This is a genomic window from Streptomyces sp. NPDC001843 (assembly GCF_042891955.1).
GTDB lineage: Bacteria > Actinomycetota > Actinomycetes > Streptomycetales > Streptomycetaceae > Streptomyces.
Window position 1 is genome coordinate 96,999 of sequence record NZ_JBIATQ010000008.1, and the last position, 16,905, is coordinate 113,903.

A 16,905-nucleotide genomic window follows, 5' to 3' on the forward strand; every position below is an offset into this window, starting at 1 on the left:
TCCAGGAGCCCCTCCATAGGCCAGAATGAGCCCGTGCCTTCCCTGTTGCTGATCGAGGACGACGACGCCATCCGTACGGCCCTGGAGCTGTCTCTTACGCGCCAGGGTCATCGGGTTGCCACCGCTGCCACCGGCGAGGACGGCCTGAAGCTGCTGCGCGAGCAGCGGCCGGACCTGATCGTGCTGGACGTGATGCTGCCCGGCATCGACGGGTTCGAGGTGTGCCGGCGCATCCGGCGCACGGACCAGCTGCCGATCATCCTGCTGACCGCCCGCAACGACGACATCGACGTGGTGGTCGGGCTGGAGTCCGGGGCGGACGACTACGTCGTCAAGCCGGTGCAGGGCCGGGTTCTCGACGCCCGGATCCGGGCCGTGCTGCGGCGCGGCGAGCGGGAGTCCAGCGACTCGGCGACGTTCGGCAGTCTCGTCATCGACCGCTCGGCGATGACCGTGACGAAGAACGGCGAGGACCTCCAGCTGACGCCGACCGAGTTGAGGCTGCTGCTGGAGCTGAGCCGGCGGCCCGGGCAGGCGCTGTCCCGGCAGCAGCTGCTGCGGCTGGTGTGGGAGCACGACTACCTGGGTGACTCACGGCTGGTGGACGCCTGTGTGCAGCGGCTGCGGGCCAAGGTCGAGGACGTCCCGTCGTCCCCGACGCTGATCCGTACCGTCCGTGGTGTGGGCTACCGGCTGGACACGCCTCAGTGACCAAGGAGCAAGGGGGGTTCCGCGGCTGGTCCGCGGGGCGCAGGGGAGCTGTGTCGCGGCTGCGTTTCACCAGTCTGCGGCTGCGGCTGGTCGTGGTCTTCGGGCTGGTCGCCCTCACCGCCGCCGTGTCGGCCTCCGGCATCGCGTACTGGCTGAACCGTGAGGCGGTGCTGACCCGCGCCCAGGACGCGGTGCTGCGCGATTTCCAGCAGGAGATGCAGAACCGGGCCGGTGCGCTGCCCGTGCCGCCCACCCAGGACGAACTGCAGCGCACCGCCGGGCAGATGGCGGCCAGCAGTCAGCGCTTCAGTGTGCTGCTGGTCGCGACGGACGCCGACGGCAAGACGGTGTACGGCAACTCCGGCGGCCTGAACGGGTTCGCGCTGGGCGACGTGCCCGGATCGCTGCGGGCCGCGGTGAACAAGCAGCAGAAGGTGGCCGACGGCAACAAGTCGCCGTACCACCTGTACTGGCAGCGGGTCGTCGACCACGGCACCCCGTACCTGGTCGCCGGCACGAAGGTGATCGGCGGCGGCCCGACCGGCTACATGGTCAAGTCGCTGGAGCCGGAGGCCAAGGACCTCAACTCCCTCGCCTGGTCGCTGGGCATCGCCACCGGGCTGGCGCTGATCGGCTCGGCGCTGCTCGCACAGGCCGCGGCGGGGACCGTGCTGAAGCCGGTGCACCGGCTCGGCGTCGCCGCACGCCGGCTCGGCGAGGGCAGACTGGACACCCGGCTGCGGGTCTCCGGCACCGATGAACTCGCCGATCTTTCGCGGACCTTCAACAACGCGGCCGAGGCGCTGGAGCAGCGGGTCGCGGAGATGGCCGCGCGGGACGAGGCGTCCCGGCGGTTCGTGGCCGACATGTCCCACGAGCTGCGCACTCCGCTGACCGCCATCACCGCCGTGACGGAGGTGCTGGAGGAGGAGCTGGAGGCGGAGTCCGGCAGCATCGACCCGATGATCGAGCCCGCCGTGCGGCTGGTGGTGAGCGAGACCCGGCGGCTGAACAACCTCGTCGAGAACCTGATGGAGGTCACCCGCTTCGACGCGGGCACCGCCCGTCTGGTCCTGGACGACGTCGACATCGCCGACCAGATCACCGCCTGTATCGACGCCCGTGCGTGGCTGGACGCCGTGGAGCTGGACGCCGAGCGCGGCATCCACTGCCGGCTCGACCCGCGCCGCCTGGACGTCATCCTCGCCAACCTGATCGGCAACGCGCTCAAGCACGGCGGGTCGCCGGTGCGGGTCTCGGTCCACATCGACGGCGAGGACCTGGTCGTCGCCGTGCGCGACCACGGTCCCGGCATTCCCGAGGACGTCCTGCCGCACGTCTTCGACCGTTTCTACAAGGCCAGCGCCTCCCGGCCGCGTTCCGAGGGCAGCGGCCTGGGCCTGTCCATCGCGATGGAGAACGCGGGCATCCACGGCGGCCGGATCACCGCCGCCAACTCGCCCGAGGGCGGCGCGGTGTTCACACTGCGGCTGCCGAAGGACGCCTCCGCGCTGGCGGAGGGGAGCGACGGCAAGGGCGACGGTTCGAAGGGTCTTGCGGATTCGAAGGAAGAGGCGTCATGAACGCGCGACGCCTGCTGGCGCTCCCCATACTCGCCGCGCTGCTGACCGGCTGCGGGATCAGGGCCACCCAGGTCCCCACGGACTTCGGCGCGGCGCCCTCCCGCGTGCCATGCTCGCTGACCGAGCCGGACCGCACCACGCAGTCCTCGCACGGGGTGCCCGTGCAGGTCTTCCTGCTGTGCGGCTCGTCGCTGGTCACCGTGGACCGGTCGGTGCGCGTCCCGGACGGCACGGCGGACGCCAAGCGCCGGGTGCTCGTGGCCCAGGGACTGCTGGACCAGCTCGCCCAGACGCCGTCCACCGGGGAGAAGAACGCCGGATACACGACGTACGTGCACGGGGGCATGGCCGTGACCGGGCCGCACCCGAAGGACCCGGAGGACGCGCTGCGGCTGAGCACCGCCCCCGACCAGCTCACGCCCTACGCCCTCGCCCAGATCGTGTGCACCTTCTCCGACTCGGCCGCGGCCGAGGGGGACGGTTCGGTGATCCTGGGCGGGCCGGGTGGCGGGCCGCTGCGCCGGTACGAGTGCACCGACGAGGTGCGGAACCGGCCGGGCAGCGGGAAACCGACGTCCAATAAGGTGACGGCGGGCTGACGGGCCGGGCACCGCCCGTGCGGCGCCGGGTGCGCCGGAAGCCTTGTGTACCCGCGTGAGGCGGATCCGGAACCGATCGTGCACGCGCGCGCGTCTACGGGGGCGTGCAGCGTCAAGGCTCCATCGGCGGCAGCGCCGCGATCCGCGTCCGTGTGACAGGGGGTGCCCTCCTGGTCGCACACCTCGCGCTCGTCGCCTGGCTCACGCTGCGGCCCCTGGACGTGCCCTGGATGATGCCCGCCAATCTGCGTCCGCTGGCCGGGATCCGGGCCGACCTGGCGCTGGGCTGGGCCGAGGCGTCCCGCCGGATCGGTGAGGGTCTCGCACTGCTGGCACCGCTGGGCGTGCTGCTGCCGATGGCGCACGGCAGGCTCGCCGTGTCCCCGCTCGCCTCCCTGATCCGTACGGCCACGGCGGGCGCCCTGATCTCCCTGGGCATAGCGCTGTTGCAGACGGGTGTGCCCGGGCGGGTCGTCGACATCGACTCCCTGCTGCTGAACACGGCCGGTGTGGTGCTGGCCCACCTCGCCCTCGTCCCGGCGGGCCGGTCCTGGCTCCGCCGCAGGAACGAGCGTGGCCGCCCCCCGCAGGAGGAGGGCTCTCAGGGTCGGACCCCGACGATTCCCAGGGTCGGTATCGCACCGTAGAGCGACGCTTCGTCCGCTTCGTCCGCGTAGCGTGGATGTCAGTTGAGGCAGCCGACCGGGTGGCCTCGCCACAGACGCTCACGAAGGAGCCGACCATGACCGCCCTTGCCCGCCCCACCCATGGCCGCATGATCGGCGGAGTGTGCGCAGCGCTGGCGCGGCGCTTCGGCACCTCCGCGACGACGATGCGGGTGATCTTCCTGGTCTCCTGCCTGCTGCCGGGGCCGCAGTTCCTGCTCTACATAGCGCTGTGGATCCTGCTGCCCGCGGAGGACAAGGCGCGCACGGCCTGGTAGGGCCTGACGGGTCCTGGGGATGCCCGCACCGTTCCCCGTCGGGGCGCGCCGTGCGTGACGGCCGCGCCCCGACGGCAGGTGCGGTGGCCCGGATCAGGCGACCGGAAGGCCCTTCGCCAGGCCCCCCACCACCGGCAGGCCGCCGAGCAGCCCGCCGACCGGCGAGGTCGGGCCCTGCCGGAGCGCCTGGTCGGCGACCGGCCGGGCGGCGGTGGTGCCCGCCAGGACCGCGGGCCGGCCCTTGGAGAGCGCCTGGCCGGCACCCGGCAGCGCCTTCTCGACGTTCTTGGTCGGCAGCGTCTTGGTGACACCGTCCAGCGTCTTTCCGGCGTTCGGGCCCGCGGCCGCGTCGGCCGTGCCCGCGCCGACGGCGGCGATGGCGACACCGAGGGCGGCGACACCGAGGGTCTTGACAGCAGACTGCTTCATCTTGAATGCGTCCTTGACTGGATGACGGGGGACTGAGCGGTCCACGACCGTAAACACGCGAAGCCACCCCCGCAAACATTGAAATGCGGACGGTTGGCGGGAAGCCGCCCGCATTCCATGCCGCCGGCCGCCCTCCGGTCAGCTCTCCGGATCCACAGAACCGCTGGTAGAGGCGGTCTGCTGAAAAAGCCATTCGGATTTCAGTTCGGCATATCCGGGCTTGATGACGTCATTGATCATCGCCAGTCGTTCATCGAAAGGGATGAACGCCGATTTCATGGCATTGACGGTGAACCACTGCATGTCGTCGAGCGTGTAGCCGAACGCGTCGACGAGATGCTCGAATTCCCGGCTCATGCTGGTGTGGGACATGAGACGGTTGTCCGTGTTCACGGTGGCCCTGAAATGCAGGCGCCGCAGCAGCCCGATCGGATGCTCGGCGTAGGAGGCGGCGGCCCCGGTCTGGAGGTTGGAGCTCGGGCACAGCTCCAACGGGATGCGCTTGTCCCGGACGTAGGACGCGAGCCGGCCGAGCTCGACCGAGCCGTCCTCACGGACCTGGATGTCGTCGATGATCCGCACGCCGTGCCCGAGCCGGTCGGCGCCGCACCACTGCAGCGCCTGCCAGATGGACGGCAGCCCGAAGGCCTCGCCGGCGTGGATGGTGAAGTGGTTGTTCTCCCGCTTGAGGTACTCGAAGGCGTCCAGGTGCCGGGTGGGCGGGTAACCGGCCTCGGCGCCCGCGATGTCGAAGCCGACGACGCCCAGGTCGCGGTAACGGTTGGCGAGTTCGGCGATCTCCAGGGCGCGGGCCGCGTGCCGCATGGCGGTCAGCAGGGCGCCGACCCGGATGCGGTGACCGTTGCGGCGGGCGATCGCCTCCCCGTCCCGGAAGCCCTCGTTGACGGCCTCGACGACCTCCTCGAGAGTGAGTCCGCCCTCCAGGTGCTGCTCGGGCGCGTACCGCACCTCGGCGTACACGACCCCGTCCTCGGCCAGGTCCTCGGCGCACTCCCGGGCCACCCGGACGAGCGCTTCGCGGGTCTGCATCACACCGACGGTGTGCGAGAACGTCTCCAGGTACCGCTCCAGGGACCCGGAGTCGGCGGCCTCGGCGAACCAGGCGCCGAGCTTGCCGGGATCGGTCTCGGGAAGCTGGGAGTACCCCGACTCGCGGGCGAGTTCGGCGATCGTCCCCGGACGCAGTCCGCCGTCGAGGTGGTCGTGCAGCAGAACCTTGGGCGCCCGGCGGATCCGGTCCGGCGTCGGGGTGTTCGCGGTGCTCTGGCTCGTCATTTCCGCACTCTACCTCCTACGCGCGTAGATCACCCGGTTTACGTTTCCGCCGATACGTAACAGTGACCGCACGGACGGGTGGCGTACACCGGCACTTCTGACACTGTTCTGTCATGGCACAGGAAGTGACGCCGGCCCGAACGGCCCGGCTGGGCAGGGCAGTCGGACCGGTGCCGTCGGCGGTGAGCGGCGCGGTCCTGCTGCTGCCCGGCGGCGAGGAGGTATCCGACCGCAGGCCGTCCCCCGTCTGGGCGACGGCCTTCGTCCGCGCCCTCGGACGCCGGCTCGCACGCGCGGGCCGCGACGAGGGGCTCGCCACCCATGTCGTCCACTACCGCTACCGCGGCTGGAACGGCGGCGCGGCCCATCTGGCGGGCGACGCCTCCTGGGCGGCGGACGAGGTCGTACGGCGCTACGGCGACGTCCCGGTCTGCCTGGTGGGCGTAGGGATGGGCGGGCGGGCGGCACTGCGGGCGGGCGGGCACGAGGCCGTGAACTCCGTGGTGGCGGTCGCGCCCTGGCTGCCCGAGGACGACATGGCCGCCCCCGCGGAACCGGTGAAGCAGCTGGCAGGACGACGCGTCCTGCTCGTGCACGGCACCAACGACGGACGCAGTGACCCCGAGCTGTCGTTCCGGCTGGCGGTCCGGGCGAAGAAGGCGAACCGGGAGGTGTGCCGGTTCGAAGTGCACTCGGACGGACACGGGTTGCACCAGTACCGCAGTGAAGTGCAGGCGCTGGTCGAGGACTTCACGATGGGGGCGTTGTTCGGGCACACGCTGGCCCGTCCGCTGGAGGACGCGTTGGCCGCGCCGCCGCCGATCGGGTTGCGGATGCCGCTGGCCGCGGGGTTCGGGCGGTCGATCCGCAGAGGCTGACGCAGGGGCCGGCACGGTCAGGGCAGCAGATTCCCGCGGCGTGAGAGCAGGAACCTCTTGAAGGCGGCCACCGGAGGCGTGTCCGGGTGGCCCGCCAGCCAGGCCACGCCGATCTCGCGTGCCGCTCGTGGTGCCGTGACCGTCAGTTCCACCACGCCCGGCCGGGGGAACACCGGCGGTGGCAGCAGGGCCACGCCCAGCCCCGCCGCGACCAGACCCCGCAGGGTCTCCGCCTCCTCGCCCTCGAAGGCGACGCGGGGTTTGAAGCCCGCCTCGTTGCAGAGGTCGTCGGTGATGCGGCGCAGACCGTAGCCGGGTTCCAGGGTGACGAAGGTTTCGTCGGCGGCCTCGGCGAGCCGGACGCGCCTGCGGCCGGCCAGGGGGTGGTCGGCGGGGACGACCAGGCGGAGCTTCTGCTCGTCGAGTCGGCGGGCGACCAGGTCGGGGGCGTCGGGGACCGGGGAGGTCAGGCAGAGGTCGAGTTCCCCGGCGCGCAGCCGCTCCAGCATGGCCTCGCCGTAGTTCTGGACGAGGCTGAAGCGGACGCGGGGGTGGTCGGCGCGGAAGGCCTGGAGCAGACCGGGGACCGTCTCGGCGCCCATGGTGTGCAGGAAGCCGAAGGCGACCTTGCCGGTGGTCGCGTCGGCGTCGGCGCGCACCTCTTCGGCGGCCCGCCCGATGTCGGCGAGGGCGCGTTCGACGGAGCCGAGGAAGGTGCGTCCCGCGGGGGTGAGGGACACGGTGCGGCCGTGGCGGGCGAAGAGGTCGACGCCCAGGTCCTGCTCCAGGCGGACCATGGCGCGTGAGAGCGTGGACTGCGGGACGCTCATCTCCTGCGCGGCGCGGGTCACGTGCTCGGTGCGGGCGACGCCGGCGAAGTACGCCAGGCGTGGCGCGAGCAACATGACGATGTCTTCTGTGTCACTGGATCGTGACAGACGCTCCTGTGACCTCGGCTGATGCACCATGGGAACGATTATGACGAGTCTGTGCATTGGACGGATGAAAGGGCTCGTCCGTAGGTTCGAAACATGTCTCCCGCCGATACCGGGGCGTCCACCGTCGTGGGCGCCGCAACGTCGTACTCCTCCGATTCCTCCGACTCCCGTTTGGCCCCCGGCGGCCCCGGCTACGGCCGGATGAGGCTCGCACTCTTCCTGGCCGGTGTCGCGACCTTCGCCCTGCTGTACTCCACCCAGGCCCTGCTGCCGCTGATCTCGAACGACTTCGGGGTGGCGGCGAGCGAGGCCAGCTGGACGGTGGCGGCGGCGACCGGCGGGCTGGCGCTGTTCGTGCTGCCGATGAGCGCGCTGTCGGAGCGCTTCGGCCGCCGCACGGTGATGACGGCCTCGCTGGCGGTGGCGGTGACCGTGGGGATGCTGGTGCCGTTCGCGCCGTCACTGGGCGTCCTGGTGGTGCTGCGGGCGCTCCAGGGCGCGGCCGTGGCCGGGGTGCCGGCCTCCGCCACGGCGTACCTCGCCGAGGAGGTCCGGCCGAAGGCGCTGGTCACGGCGATCGGCCTGTTCGTCGCGGGCAACAGCGTCGGCGGTATGAGCGGCCGGGTGATCACCGGCTGGGTGGCCCAGGAGTGGGGCTGGCGCGTCGCGGTCGGCGTGGTCGGCGCGGTCGCGGTGGCCTGCGCGGTGGCGTTCCGGCTGCTGCTGCCGGCCCCGAAGCACTTCACACCGGGCTCGCTGCGCCCGCGGGTGCTGGCCCGCACGGTCCGCGACCACCTCGCGAACCCGCTGCTGGGCCGCCTGTACGCGATCGGCGCGCTCTTCATGACCGTCTTCGGCGGCGTGTACACGGTGATCGGTTACCGCCTGACGGAGGAGCCGTTCGGGCTGCCGCAGGGCATCATCGGTTCGATCTTCCTGGTGTACCTGGTGGGTACGGTCTCGGCGTCGGCGGCGGGCCGGCTGGTGGGCCGCCTCGGCCGGCGCGGCGCGCTGTACCTGGCCGGTGGCACGACGGCGACGGGCCTGCTGCTGTCCCTCACCGCCTGGCTCCCGCTGGTCCTGCTGGGCCTGGTCCTGATCACCGCGGGGTTCTTCGCGGGCCACGCGGTCGCGTCCTCGGCGGTCAGCAAGACGGCGACGACAGGCCGGGCCCAGGCGGCGGCGCTGTACCAGTCCACGTACTACATCGGCTCCAGCGTGGGCAGCACGCTCGGCGCGACGGCCTTCCACGCGGGCGGCTGGGCCGGCACGGTCGGGGTCGGCCTGCTGGCGGTCCTCGGCGTCGTGGCGATCACGGTGTTCGGCTCGCACGCGGCCCGGGTCGCGGCCCGCCGGGAGCCGGTCGGCGCGCACTGAACCACACCGGCATCTGCTGATGTCCGTGAAGCAGCTCGTCTGACCGTGCCCCGTCATGGCCCTGACCTGCCCTTTCGAGCGCTCCGGGGGCCGTTGTCAGTGGGCTGCGGTAGCTTCCGAAGTGCTGGGGCGCGAAGGCGCGCGAAGGATCGGGCAGGGGTGGGTGGACCATGGGCGACGGCGGCACGGCGACGAGGACGGACCTCGACGTCGCACTGGAGAAGCACCGGACCGAGCTGACGGGTTACTGCTACCGCATGCTGGGTTCGTCCTTCGAGGCGGAGGACGCGGTACAGGACACCCTGGTCCGTGCCTGGCGGAGCTACGACAAGTTCGAGGGCCGCTCCAGCCTGCGCTCCTGGCTGTACCGGATCGCGACGAACGTCTGCCTGGACATGCTGTCCGCGGGCAACAAGCGGGCCCGGCCGATGGATCTCACGGAGTCGACGCCGCTCGCCCGGGCGGCCCTCTCCCCCCGCCCGGACCACACCTGGCTGGAGCCGATGCCGGACGCCCGTGTGCTGCCGACGGTCGAGGACCCGGCGGAGGCCGCCGTCGCCAAGGAGTCGGTCCGGCTCGCCTTCATGGCGGCGCTGCAGCAGCTTCCGCCCAAGCAGCGGGCCGTGCTGATCCTGCGCGAGGTGCTGGCCTGGCGGGCGAGCGAGGTCGCCGAGCTGCTCGGCACCACGGTCGCCTCGGTCAACAGCGCGCTGCAGCGGGCGCGGGCGACGCTCGCCGAGCGGGACGACAAGGGCGCCGGGGCGGCGGTGTCCGATCCGCTGGACGAGCAGCAGCAGAAGCTCCTGGAGCGCTATGTGAAGGCGTTCGAGGGGTACGACATGACGGCGCTGACGGCCCTGCTGCACGAGGACGCCGTCATGACGATGCCGCCGTTCGACCTGTGGCTGACCGGCCACGACGACATCACGGGCTTCATGACGACCCTCGGCGCGGCCTGCGCGGGCTCCCGGCTGCTGCCGGTCGAGGTCAACGGGCTGCCGGGCTTCGCCCAGTACAAGCCGGACCCGGAAGCCGGCGGGTTCACCGCGTGGGCGGTGCAGGTGCTGGAGATATCAGAGGGCCGACTGACCGGGTTCCACTTCTTCCTCGACACCAAGCGCTGGTTCCCGCTCTTCGACCTCCCCCTCCACCTGGAAGCGGAGACCGACCAGGTCGAGCAGGGCGCGTAGTCCGGGAGTGGGGTCCCGCAGGCGTATGCGGCCTCCGGCCCGGCGGGCGGTGAGGGCGAGACGGGCGAGCAGGTCGACGGCGCCGAGTCCGGGGGGCCCGAGCCCGGCGGCATCGCAGACGACGACTCCGCCTCCGGTCGCGTCCAGCAGCGCCCGTAGGTCGTCACAGAGCCCCGGCACGTCGTCTTTGGTGACGGGGCCGGGGAGGACGAGTACGGGGGGTGTCTTGGGGTCCACGTGCTGTAGACCGGGTGGCCACCCCTAACTCATCGGATCAGGGTGGGCCCCTACTCGGTAGGGAACTCACTGGTGTCGATCACGAGGTCGAAGGGGGCGGGAATCTTGAGCGCTTCGCCGAACTTGGCACTGCTCAGCGGGCGGTAGACGTCGCCCTTCGGTTCTCCGTAGAGCGTCGCGGTGGGGCCTTCGGGAGCCCAACGGTCGATGAGGAGATACAGCGGAATCCCCGCGGTGGCGTATGCGGCTGGCTTGCTGACGCGGTCCTGGCGGGCGTTGGACTTGGAGGTGACCTCGACGACGAGTTCAGCCAGGGCCGCCGGAATATGGGAGTCCGACTCCGGGTGTTCCTGCACTGGGGCGACCACCAGGTCCGGGATGAGCATTCCCAGGCGCGACGGCACGGAGATCGCGAGTGTCTGGAAGATTTCCCAGTCCTCAGGGATCACTGAGTACAGGCGACGCTGGATGCGAGCCGCGATCACGTTGTGGCGAAACGCGGGAGCAGGTGACACGGTGATGATCCCCTCAATGATCTCCACCTTGCTGCCCTCAGGCCATTCCATCTCCTCCCAGAACCGGACGAGGTCGTCCCAGCCCTGCTCGGGGTCGTGGCCCACGGTGAGTGCGCTCATGGCGGTCTCCTATCGGTGCGTCACCGATCTCAGCATGCCGAACGGGACCGGCGGAGGTCCACCGATCCCGTTCACACGAAAGAGAATTCCCCTGGTCAGGCGATACGTTCCAGCACCACCGGCGACGCCGAGAACTCCGTGCCCTCCGGCGCGATGTCGAAGGAACCCTCCACCGACTGCAGCGCGTACTCGAAGCGCTCGGGGGTGTCGGTGTGCAGGGTGAGAAGGGGCTCGCCCTCTCGCACCGGCTCGCCCGGCTTGGCGTGGATCTCGACGCCCGCGCCCGCCTGTACCGGGTCCTCCTTGCGGGCGCGGCCCGCGCCGAGGCGCCAGGCGGCGACGCCGATGTCGTAGGCGTCGAGGCGGGTGAGGACGCCGGAGGACGGGGCCTTGACCACGTGCTGTTCCCTCGACGTGGGGAGCGGAGCGTCCGGGTCGCCGCCCTGGGCCGCGATCATGCGGCGCCACACGTCCATGGCCGAACCGTCGGCCAGGGCCTTCGCCGGGTCGGCGTCCTTCACGCCGGCCGCGTCCAGCATCTCGCGGGCCAGGGCGATCGTCAGCTCGACCACGTCCGCGGGGCCGCCGCCCGCGAGGACCTCGACCGACTCGCGGACCTCGAGGGCGTTGCCGGCCGTCAGGCCCAGGGGGGTGGACATGTCCGTGAGGAGCGCGACCGTCTTCACACCGTGGTCCGTGCCGAGGCCGACCATCGTGGAGGCCAGCTCCCGGGCGTCCTCGATGGTCTTCATGAAGGCGCCCGTGCCCACCTTCACGTCCAGGACCAGCGAGCCCGTGCCCTCCGCGATCTTCTTCGACATGATCGACGACGCGATCAGCGGGATCGCCTCCACCGTGCCGGTCACGTCCCGCAGCGCGTACAGCTTCTTGTCCGCCGGGGCCAGTCCGTCGCCCGCCGCGCAGATCACCGCGCCGGTGGTGTCCAGGACGTGCAGCATCTCCTCGTTGGAGAGCAGGGCTCGCCAGCCGGGGACCGACTCCAGCTTGTCGAGGGTGCCGCCGGTGTGGCCGAGGCCGCGGCCGGAGAGCTGCGGGACGGCCGCGCCGCAGGCGGCGACGAGCGGGGCCAGGGGAAGAGTGATCTTGTCGCCGACGCCGCCCGTGGAGTGCTTGTCGGCCGTCGGACGGGACAGCGCCGAGAAGTCCATGCGCTCGCCGGAGGCGATCATCGCGGCGGTCCAGCGGGCGATCTCGCGGCGGTTCATGCCGTTGAGCAGGATGGCCATCGCGAGCGCCGACATCTGCTCGTCGGCGACCTCCCCGCGCGTGTACGCGTCGATGACCCAGTCGATCTGCTCGTCGCTGAGTTCACCGCGGTCCCGCTTGGTGCGGATGACGGAGATGGCGTCCATGGCCATGGGTTTCCCTTCCGGGGTTGCGAAGTGCACGGCCCCCCTGAACGCGTCGAGGGGGGCCGTACGGGACTTACTTGGTGAGATGGTCCGGCCCGAAGGCCTGGGGCAGCATCTCGGAGAGCGGCAGGACGCCCGCGGGGGTGTCCAGGAGCAGGTCCGGCCCACCGAACTCGTACAGCAGCTGGCGGCAGCGGCCGCACGGCACCAGCAGGCCGCCGGTGCCGTCCACGCACGTGAAGTGCGTCAGCCGGCCGCCCCCGGTGCGCTGCAGCTGGGAGACCAGCCCGCACTCGGCGCACAGTCCGAGCCCGTAGGAGGCGTTCTCGACGTTGCAGCCGGTGACCGTGCGCCCGTCGTCGACCAGGGCGGCGACCCCGACCGGGTAGCCCGAGTAGGGGGCGTAGGCGTGGGACATGGCCTCCCGCGCCTCGGCCCGCAGCGCCTCCCAGTCGAAGTCGGCGGCCGACGGGGTCGGCGTCACTTGCCCTGTCCCTTCCGGTAGGGCAGACCGTCCGCCTTCGGCATGCGCAGCTTCTGCGCGGACAGCGAGAGGACGAGCAGCGTGACGATGTACGGGGTGGCCGTCACGAGCTGGCGCGGGACCTCGTTCGTGGAGGTGTACCAGACGAACATCAGGGCCGCGATGACGAACGTGACGACGGCGGGGACGTACTTCTTCCGCCACGCCAGGTACGCCGCCCCGAACACCAGCAGGATCGCCAGCAGCAGGATCAGCGCGTGGACGTTCACCGTGCCGCCGCGCAGGTTGAGGCTGTCGGTGTAGCCGAACAGGCCCGCGCCGAGGGCGAGGCCGCCCGGCATCCAGTTGCCGAAGATCATCGCGGCGAGACCGATGTAGCCGCGGCCGGCGGTCTGGCCGTCGAGGTACACGTTGGACGCCACGATCGACAGGAACGCGCCGCCGAGGCCGGCGAAGCCGCCGGAGATGATCACCGCGATGTACTTGTACTTGTACACGTTGACGCCGAGGGACTCCGCCGCCACCGGGTTCTCACCGCAGGAGCGCAGGCGCAGGCCGAAGGCGGTCCGCCACAGCACCCACCAGGTCGCCGGGACGAGGGCGATCGCGACGACGGTCAGCGGCGACAGGTCGGTGACCAGGCCGCCGAGCAGGCCGGCGATGTCCGAGACCAGGAACCAGTGCTTCCCGTTGAGCGTGTTCAGCCCGTCCGACAGGCCCGGGACGCTGAAGTCGCCGAGGGAGTCGATCGGCGGGGACTGCTTGGTGGAGCCCTGCGGGGCGTCGGCGAAGGTGAACTTCGACAGGTAGCGGGTCACGCCGAGGGCCAGGATGTTCAGGGCCACACCGGAGACGATGTGGTTGACGTTGAAGGTGACCGTGGCGATGGCGTGCAGGACGGCGCCGAGCGCGCCGCCGATGATGCCGAAGACGACACCCGTCCATGGGCCCCACTGGTAGCCGGCCCAGGCGCCGAACCAGGTGCCGAGGATCATCATGCCCTCGAGGCCGATGTTGACGACGCCCGCGCGCTCGGCCCACAGGCCGCCGAGGCCCGCGAGACCGATCGGCACGGCGAGTTGCAGGGCGGTCGACATCTGCCCGACCGAGGTGATGCCGTCCGCGCCGGTGATCAGCCGGACGATCGAGGTCAGCACCAGCACACCCGCGATGACCAGCAGGAGTACCGGGAGCGACATTCGGCGGCCGCCCCTGCGGGGCTGCTTCGCCTGCGGCTTGGCGATGGTCGCGGTGGACATCAGGCAGCCACCTCCTTCTTGGTGTTCTGGGCGGCGGCCGCGGCCAGCTCGGCGCCGACCCGGCGCTGCTGGCGGCGCAGGGCCCACTGCTGGACGGCCGCGTACGAGATGACGACCGCGAAGACGATCAGGCCCTGCATGATCGTGGCGATCTCCTTGTCGTACGCCACGGGGGTCGCGTAGTCGAGGGCGGGCGAGGCCTTGTCGAGGAAGGCCCACAGCAAGGCGGCGAGGGCGATGCCGCCCGGGTTGTTGCGGCCGAGCAGGGCGATGCCGATGGCGGTGAAACCGAGGCCCGCGGGGAAGCTCAGGCTGTAGGTGTGGGTGTCGCCGAGCAGCAGCGGAAGGCCAGCCAGGCCCGCGATGGCGCCGGAGATCAGCATGGAGACCAGCACCATGCGCCTGGCGTCGACACCGGAGGCCGCTGCGGCGGTCTCCGAGGCGCCGGTGGCGCGCAGGTCGAAGCCGAAGCGGGTGCGGTTGAGGACGACCCAGTAGCCGACACCGAGCAGGACGGCGAGGAAGACCAGGCCGTAGATCGAGCCGACGTCCGGGCCCAGGTCGATGCCAGGGAACCAGCCGGACTTCTTCATCACGCCGGTCGTCACGTTGTCGCCGACCTGCACGCCCCACACGTCGGTGAGGGTGACGTAGCCGATGACGGCGGTGGCGATCGAGTTCAGCATGATCGTCGCGACGACCTCGCTGACACCGCGGGTGACCTTCAGGACACCGGCGATGCCGGCCCAGAAGGCGCCGGTGGCCATGGCCACGATCAGCAGCAGCGGGACCTGCAGGAAGCTGGGCAGCCCCACGTGCGCGCCGACGACGGCGGTCATCACCGCGGCCAGGCGGTACTGGCCGTCGACGCCGATGTTGAACAGGTTCATACGGAAGCCGAGGGCGACCGCGATGGCGGCGATGTAGTACAGCGAGGCCTGGTTGATGATCAGGACCTGGATGTCCGAGTACGGCAGCTGCTGGAGCATCAGGGTGTACGGCTCGATCGGGTTCTTGCCCGAGGCGAGCAGGACCACGGAGGTCAGCACGATCGCCAGGACCAGCGCGATGACCGGTCCGGCCACCGCGACGAGCACCCGCTCCTTGTCGAACTTCTTCATCGGGCCTCGTCCTCCGGACCGGCGTTGTCGTCGCCCTGGGGGGCGGTCTCTTCGTGCTCCAGGTGGCCGGACGCGGCACCCGTCATGGCCGAGCCCAGCTCCTCCGGCGTGATGGTGGCCGGGTCGGCGTCGGCGACCAGCCTGCCGTCGTAGATGACGCGCAGGGTGTCCGACAGACCGATCAGCTCGTCCAGGTCGGCGGAGATCAGCAGCACGGCCAGGCCCTCGCGGCGGGCCTCCCGGATGCGGTCCCAGATCTGCGCCTGGGCGCCGACGTCCACACCGCGGGTGGGGTGGGCGGCGATCAGGAACTTGGGGTCGTGGCTCATCTCGCGGCCGACGATCAGCTTCTGCTGGTTGCCGCCGGAGAGGGAGGCCGCCGTGACGTCGATGCCCGGGGTGCGGACGTCGTACTCCTCGACGATCCGGCGGGTGTCGGCCTGGGCGCCCTTGGGGTCGAGCCAGAAGCCCTTGGCGTTGGGCTTCTCGGTGACGTGACCGAGGATGCGGTTCTCCCAGAGGGGGGACTCCAGCAGCAGGCCCTGACGGTGGCGGTCCTCGGGGATGTAGCCGACGCCGGACTCGCGGCGCTTGCGGGTAGGCCAGGGTGTGATGTCCTCGCCGAGGAAGCGGATCGAGCCGGAGTCGGCGTGCTTGGTGCCGATCAGCGCGTCGATGAGCTCGGTCTGGCCGTTGCCCTCGACACCGGCGATGCCCATGACCTCACCGGCGTGGATGGTGAAGGTGACGTCGTCGAGGACCTTCTTGACCTCGCCGGCGGGCGCGAACTCGGTGAGGCCCCCGGCGGAGGGCTCCTCCTCCGTACCCATGGAGACGGCGCCGCGGGCGTGGACGGTGAGGTTCCTGACCTCCAGCACGGCCCGGTCGGTGACCGTGGACTCGGCGGTCTCCGGCGTCGGCAGCTCGCTGCCCACCATCAGTTCGGCGAGCTGGCGCGGGGTGGTCTCGGACGGGATCGCGGTCCCGACCGTCGTACCGCGCCGGATGACGGTGATGTCGTCGGCGACGGAGAGCACCTCGCCCAGCTTGTGGGAGATGAAGATGACGGAGAGGCCCTCGGACTTCAGCTCGCGCAGGTTGGCGAAGAGCGCGTCGACCTCCTGCGGGACGAGGACGGCGGTCGGCTCGTCGAGGATCAGGGTGCGCGCGCCGCGGAAGAGGACCTTCAGGATCTCCACGCGCTGGCGGTCGGCGACGCCGAGGTCCTCGACCAGGGCGTCCGGGCGGATGCCCAGGCCGTAGCGGTCGGAGATCTCCTTGATCTTCTTGCGGGCGCCGCCGCCGATGCCGTGCAGCTTCTCGCTGCCGAGCACCACGTTCTCCAGCACGGTCAGGTTGTCGGCCAGCATGAAGTGCTGGTGGACCATGCCGATGCCGCGGGCGATGGCGTCCGCGGGGCTGGCGAAGCTCACCTGCTCGCCGTCGATCGCGATGGTGCCCTCGTCCGGCTTCTGCATGCCGTAGAGGATCTTCATCAGGGTCGACTTGCCGGCGCCGTTCTCGCCGACCAGGGCGTGCACGGTGCCCTTGCGGACCGTGAGGTGGATGTCGTGGTTGGCCACGACACCGGGGAATCGCTTGGTGATGCCCGCGAGCTCTACCGCGACTGTCGACGGGGCGGTGAGCGGAGGGCTGCTGGACGCGTCGATGGCGCACTCTCCTCGGGAAAGGGGCCTCTCTACGCGCGTAGCGCCCCTGCTTTAAATAGTGCCCGGACCTGATCGGCCTTGTCCAAGTTGTTCAAGTACCCGATCCGTTCCGAGCATTCTGCCGCGCGAACGGGGCGCGGACAGACATGCTGCCCGTGCCCCGTTCCGTGGCCGTAACGCTG

Annotated in this window: 18 protein-coding genes; 8 read left to right on the forward strand and 10 right to left on the reverse strand. The window is 70.9% G+C overall.

Going from position 1 to position 16,905, the window contains the following annotated elements:
• Positions 1-33 precede the first annotated feature (33 nt).
• From afsQ1 to ACFYZQ_RS21070, 5 genes are all read left to right on the forward strand, one after another.
• Positions 34-711: a two-component system response regulator AfsQ1 gene (afsQ1, locus tag ACFYZQ_RS21050; protein ID WP_388791929.1), complete on the forward strand. Its 678-nt coding sequence runs from the start codon at positions 34-36 to the stop codon at positions 709-711.
• On the forward strand, positions 708-2,294 hold the full coding sequence (locus ACFYZQ_RS21055) for an ATP-binding protein (RefSeq protein ID WP_389149742.1): 1,587 nt from the start codon (positions 708-710) through the stop codon (positions 2,292-2,294). Before afsQ1 ends, ACFYZQ_RS21055 begins: the two co-directional genes overlap by 4 nt.
• Entirely contained in the window at positions 2,291-2,893 is a 603-nt protein-coding gene (locus ACFYZQ_RS21060) for a hypothetical protein (protein ID WP_389149745.1), read from the forward strand. Before ACFYZQ_RS21055 ends, ACFYZQ_RS21060 begins: the two co-directional genes overlap by 4 nt.
• A 104-nt stretch (positions 2,894-2,997) precedes the next feature.
• A complete protein-coding gene (locus ACFYZQ_RS21065; protein WP_389149747.1) occupies positions 2,998-3,540 on the forward strand; it encodes a VanZ family protein in 543 nt (180 codons plus the stop codon).
• A 95-nt stretch (positions 3,541-3,635) separates the two neighbouring features.
• Complete coding sequence (locus ACFYZQ_RS21070) at positions 3,636-3,836, forward strand: PspC domain-containing protein (RefSeq protein WP_388791921.1); 201 nt, start codon at positions 3,636-3,638, stop codon at positions 3,834-3,836.
• A 93-nt stretch (positions 3,837-3,929) separates the two neighbouring features.
• Here ACFYZQ_RS21070 and ACFYZQ_RS21075 read toward each other — a convergent pair whose 3' ends face one another.
• Both ACFYZQ_RS21075 and ACFYZQ_RS21080 read right to left on the reverse strand, forming a co-directional pair.
• The gene (locus ACFYZQ_RS21075) at positions 3,930-4,265 is read right to left on the reverse strand and encodes an ATP-binding protein (protein WP_389149750.1); all 336 of its coding nucleotides are present in this window, start codon (positions 4,263-4,265) and stop codon (positions 3,930-3,932) included.
• Between the two features lie 138 nt (positions 4,266-4,403).
• Complete coding sequence (locus tag ACFYZQ_RS21080; protein ID WP_389149753.1) at positions 4,404-5,561, reverse strand: adenosine deaminase; 1,158 nt, start codon at positions 5,559-5,561, stop codon at positions 4,404-4,406.
• A 113-nt stretch (positions 5,562-5,674) separates the two neighbouring features.
• On the opposite strand from ACFYZQ_RS21080, the gene ACFYZQ_RS21085 reads away from it, so the two are divergent.
• On the forward strand, positions 5,675-6,439 hold the full coding sequence (locus tag ACFYZQ_RS21085; RefSeq protein ID WP_389149756.1) for an alpha/beta hydrolase family protein: 765 nt from the start codon (positions 5,675-5,677) through the stop codon (positions 6,437-6,439).
• Between the two features lie 17 nt (positions 6,440-6,456).
• Here ACFYZQ_RS21085 and ACFYZQ_RS21090 read toward each other — a convergent pair whose 3' ends face one another.
• Entirely contained in the window at positions 6,457-7,407 is a 951-nt protein-coding gene (locus ACFYZQ_RS21090; RefSeq protein ID WP_389149758.1) for a LysR family transcriptional regulator, read from the reverse strand.
• Between the two features lie 63 nt (positions 7,408-7,470).
• On the opposite strand from ACFYZQ_RS21090, the gene ACFYZQ_RS21095 reads away from it, so the two are divergent.
• Complete coding sequence (locus ACFYZQ_RS21095; protein WP_389149761.1) at positions 7,471-8,754, forward strand: MFS transporter; 1,284 nt, start codon at positions 7,471-7,473, stop codon at positions 8,752-8,754.
• A gap of 170 nt (positions 8,755-8,924) precedes the next feature.
• Positions 8,925-9,944: a sigma-70 family RNA polymerase sigma factor gene (locus tag ACFYZQ_RS21100; RefSeq protein ID WP_389149764.1), complete on the forward strand. Its 1,020-nt coding sequence runs from the start codon at positions 8,925-8,927 to the stop codon at positions 9,942-9,944.
• Here the strand turns inward: ACFYZQ_RS21100 and ACFYZQ_RS21105 are convergent.
• From ACFYZQ_RS21105 to ACFYZQ_RS21135, 7 genes are all read right to left on the reverse strand, one after another.
• Positions 9,828-10,181, reverse strand: a complete 354-nt coding sequence (locus ACFYZQ_RS21105) for an STAS domain-containing protein (RefSeq protein WP_389149766.1) — start codon at positions 10,179-10,181, stop codon at positions 9,828-9,830. The two genes, ACFYZQ_RS21100 and ACFYZQ_RS21105, sit on opposite strands and share 117 nt — an antisense overlap.
• Positions 10,182-10,231: 50 nt before the next feature.
• Positions 10,232-10,816, reverse strand: coding sequence for a Uma2 family endonuclease (locus tag ACFYZQ_RS21110; RefSeq protein ID WP_389149769.1), 585 nt, complete (start codon positions 10,814-10,816; stop codon positions 10,232-10,234).
• A 95-nt stretch (positions 10,817-10,911) separates the two neighbouring features.
• Positions 10,912-12,189, reverse strand: a complete 1,278-nt coding sequence (locus tag ACFYZQ_RS21115; protein WP_389149772.1) for a thymidine phosphorylase — start codon at positions 12,187-12,189, stop codon at positions 10,912-10,914.
• Positions 12,190-12,262: 73 nt separating this feature from the next.
• A complete protein-coding gene (locus ACFYZQ_RS21120; RefSeq protein ID WP_389149774.1) occupies positions 12,263-12,673 on the reverse strand; it encodes a cytidine deaminase in 411 nt (136 codons plus the stop codon).
• The gene (locus ACFYZQ_RS21125; RefSeq protein WP_389149777.1) at positions 12,670-13,932 is read right to left on the reverse strand and encodes an ABC transporter permease; all 1,263 of its coding nucleotides are present in this window, start codon (positions 13,930-13,932) and stop codon (positions 12,670-12,672) included. Before ACFYZQ_RS21125 ends, ACFYZQ_RS21120 begins: the two co-directional genes overlap by 4 nt.
• Positions 13,932-15,053: an ABC transporter permease gene (locus ACFYZQ_RS21130; RefSeq protein ID WP_389149780.1), complete on the reverse strand. Its 1,122-nt coding sequence runs from the start codon at positions 15,051-15,053 to the stop codon at positions 13,932-13,934. The genes ACFYZQ_RS21125 and ACFYZQ_RS21130 overlap by 1 nt, the downstream gene beginning before the upstream one ends.
• The gene (locus tag ACFYZQ_RS21135) at positions 15,050-16,723 is read right to left on the reverse strand and encodes an ABC transporter ATP-binding protein (protein WP_389150403.1); all 1,674 of its coding nucleotides are present in this window, start codon (positions 16,721-16,723) and stop codon (positions 15,050-15,052) included. The genes ACFYZQ_RS21130 and ACFYZQ_RS21135 overlap by 4 nt, the downstream gene beginning before the upstream one ends.
• Positions 16,724-16,905: the final 182 nt, after the last annotated feature.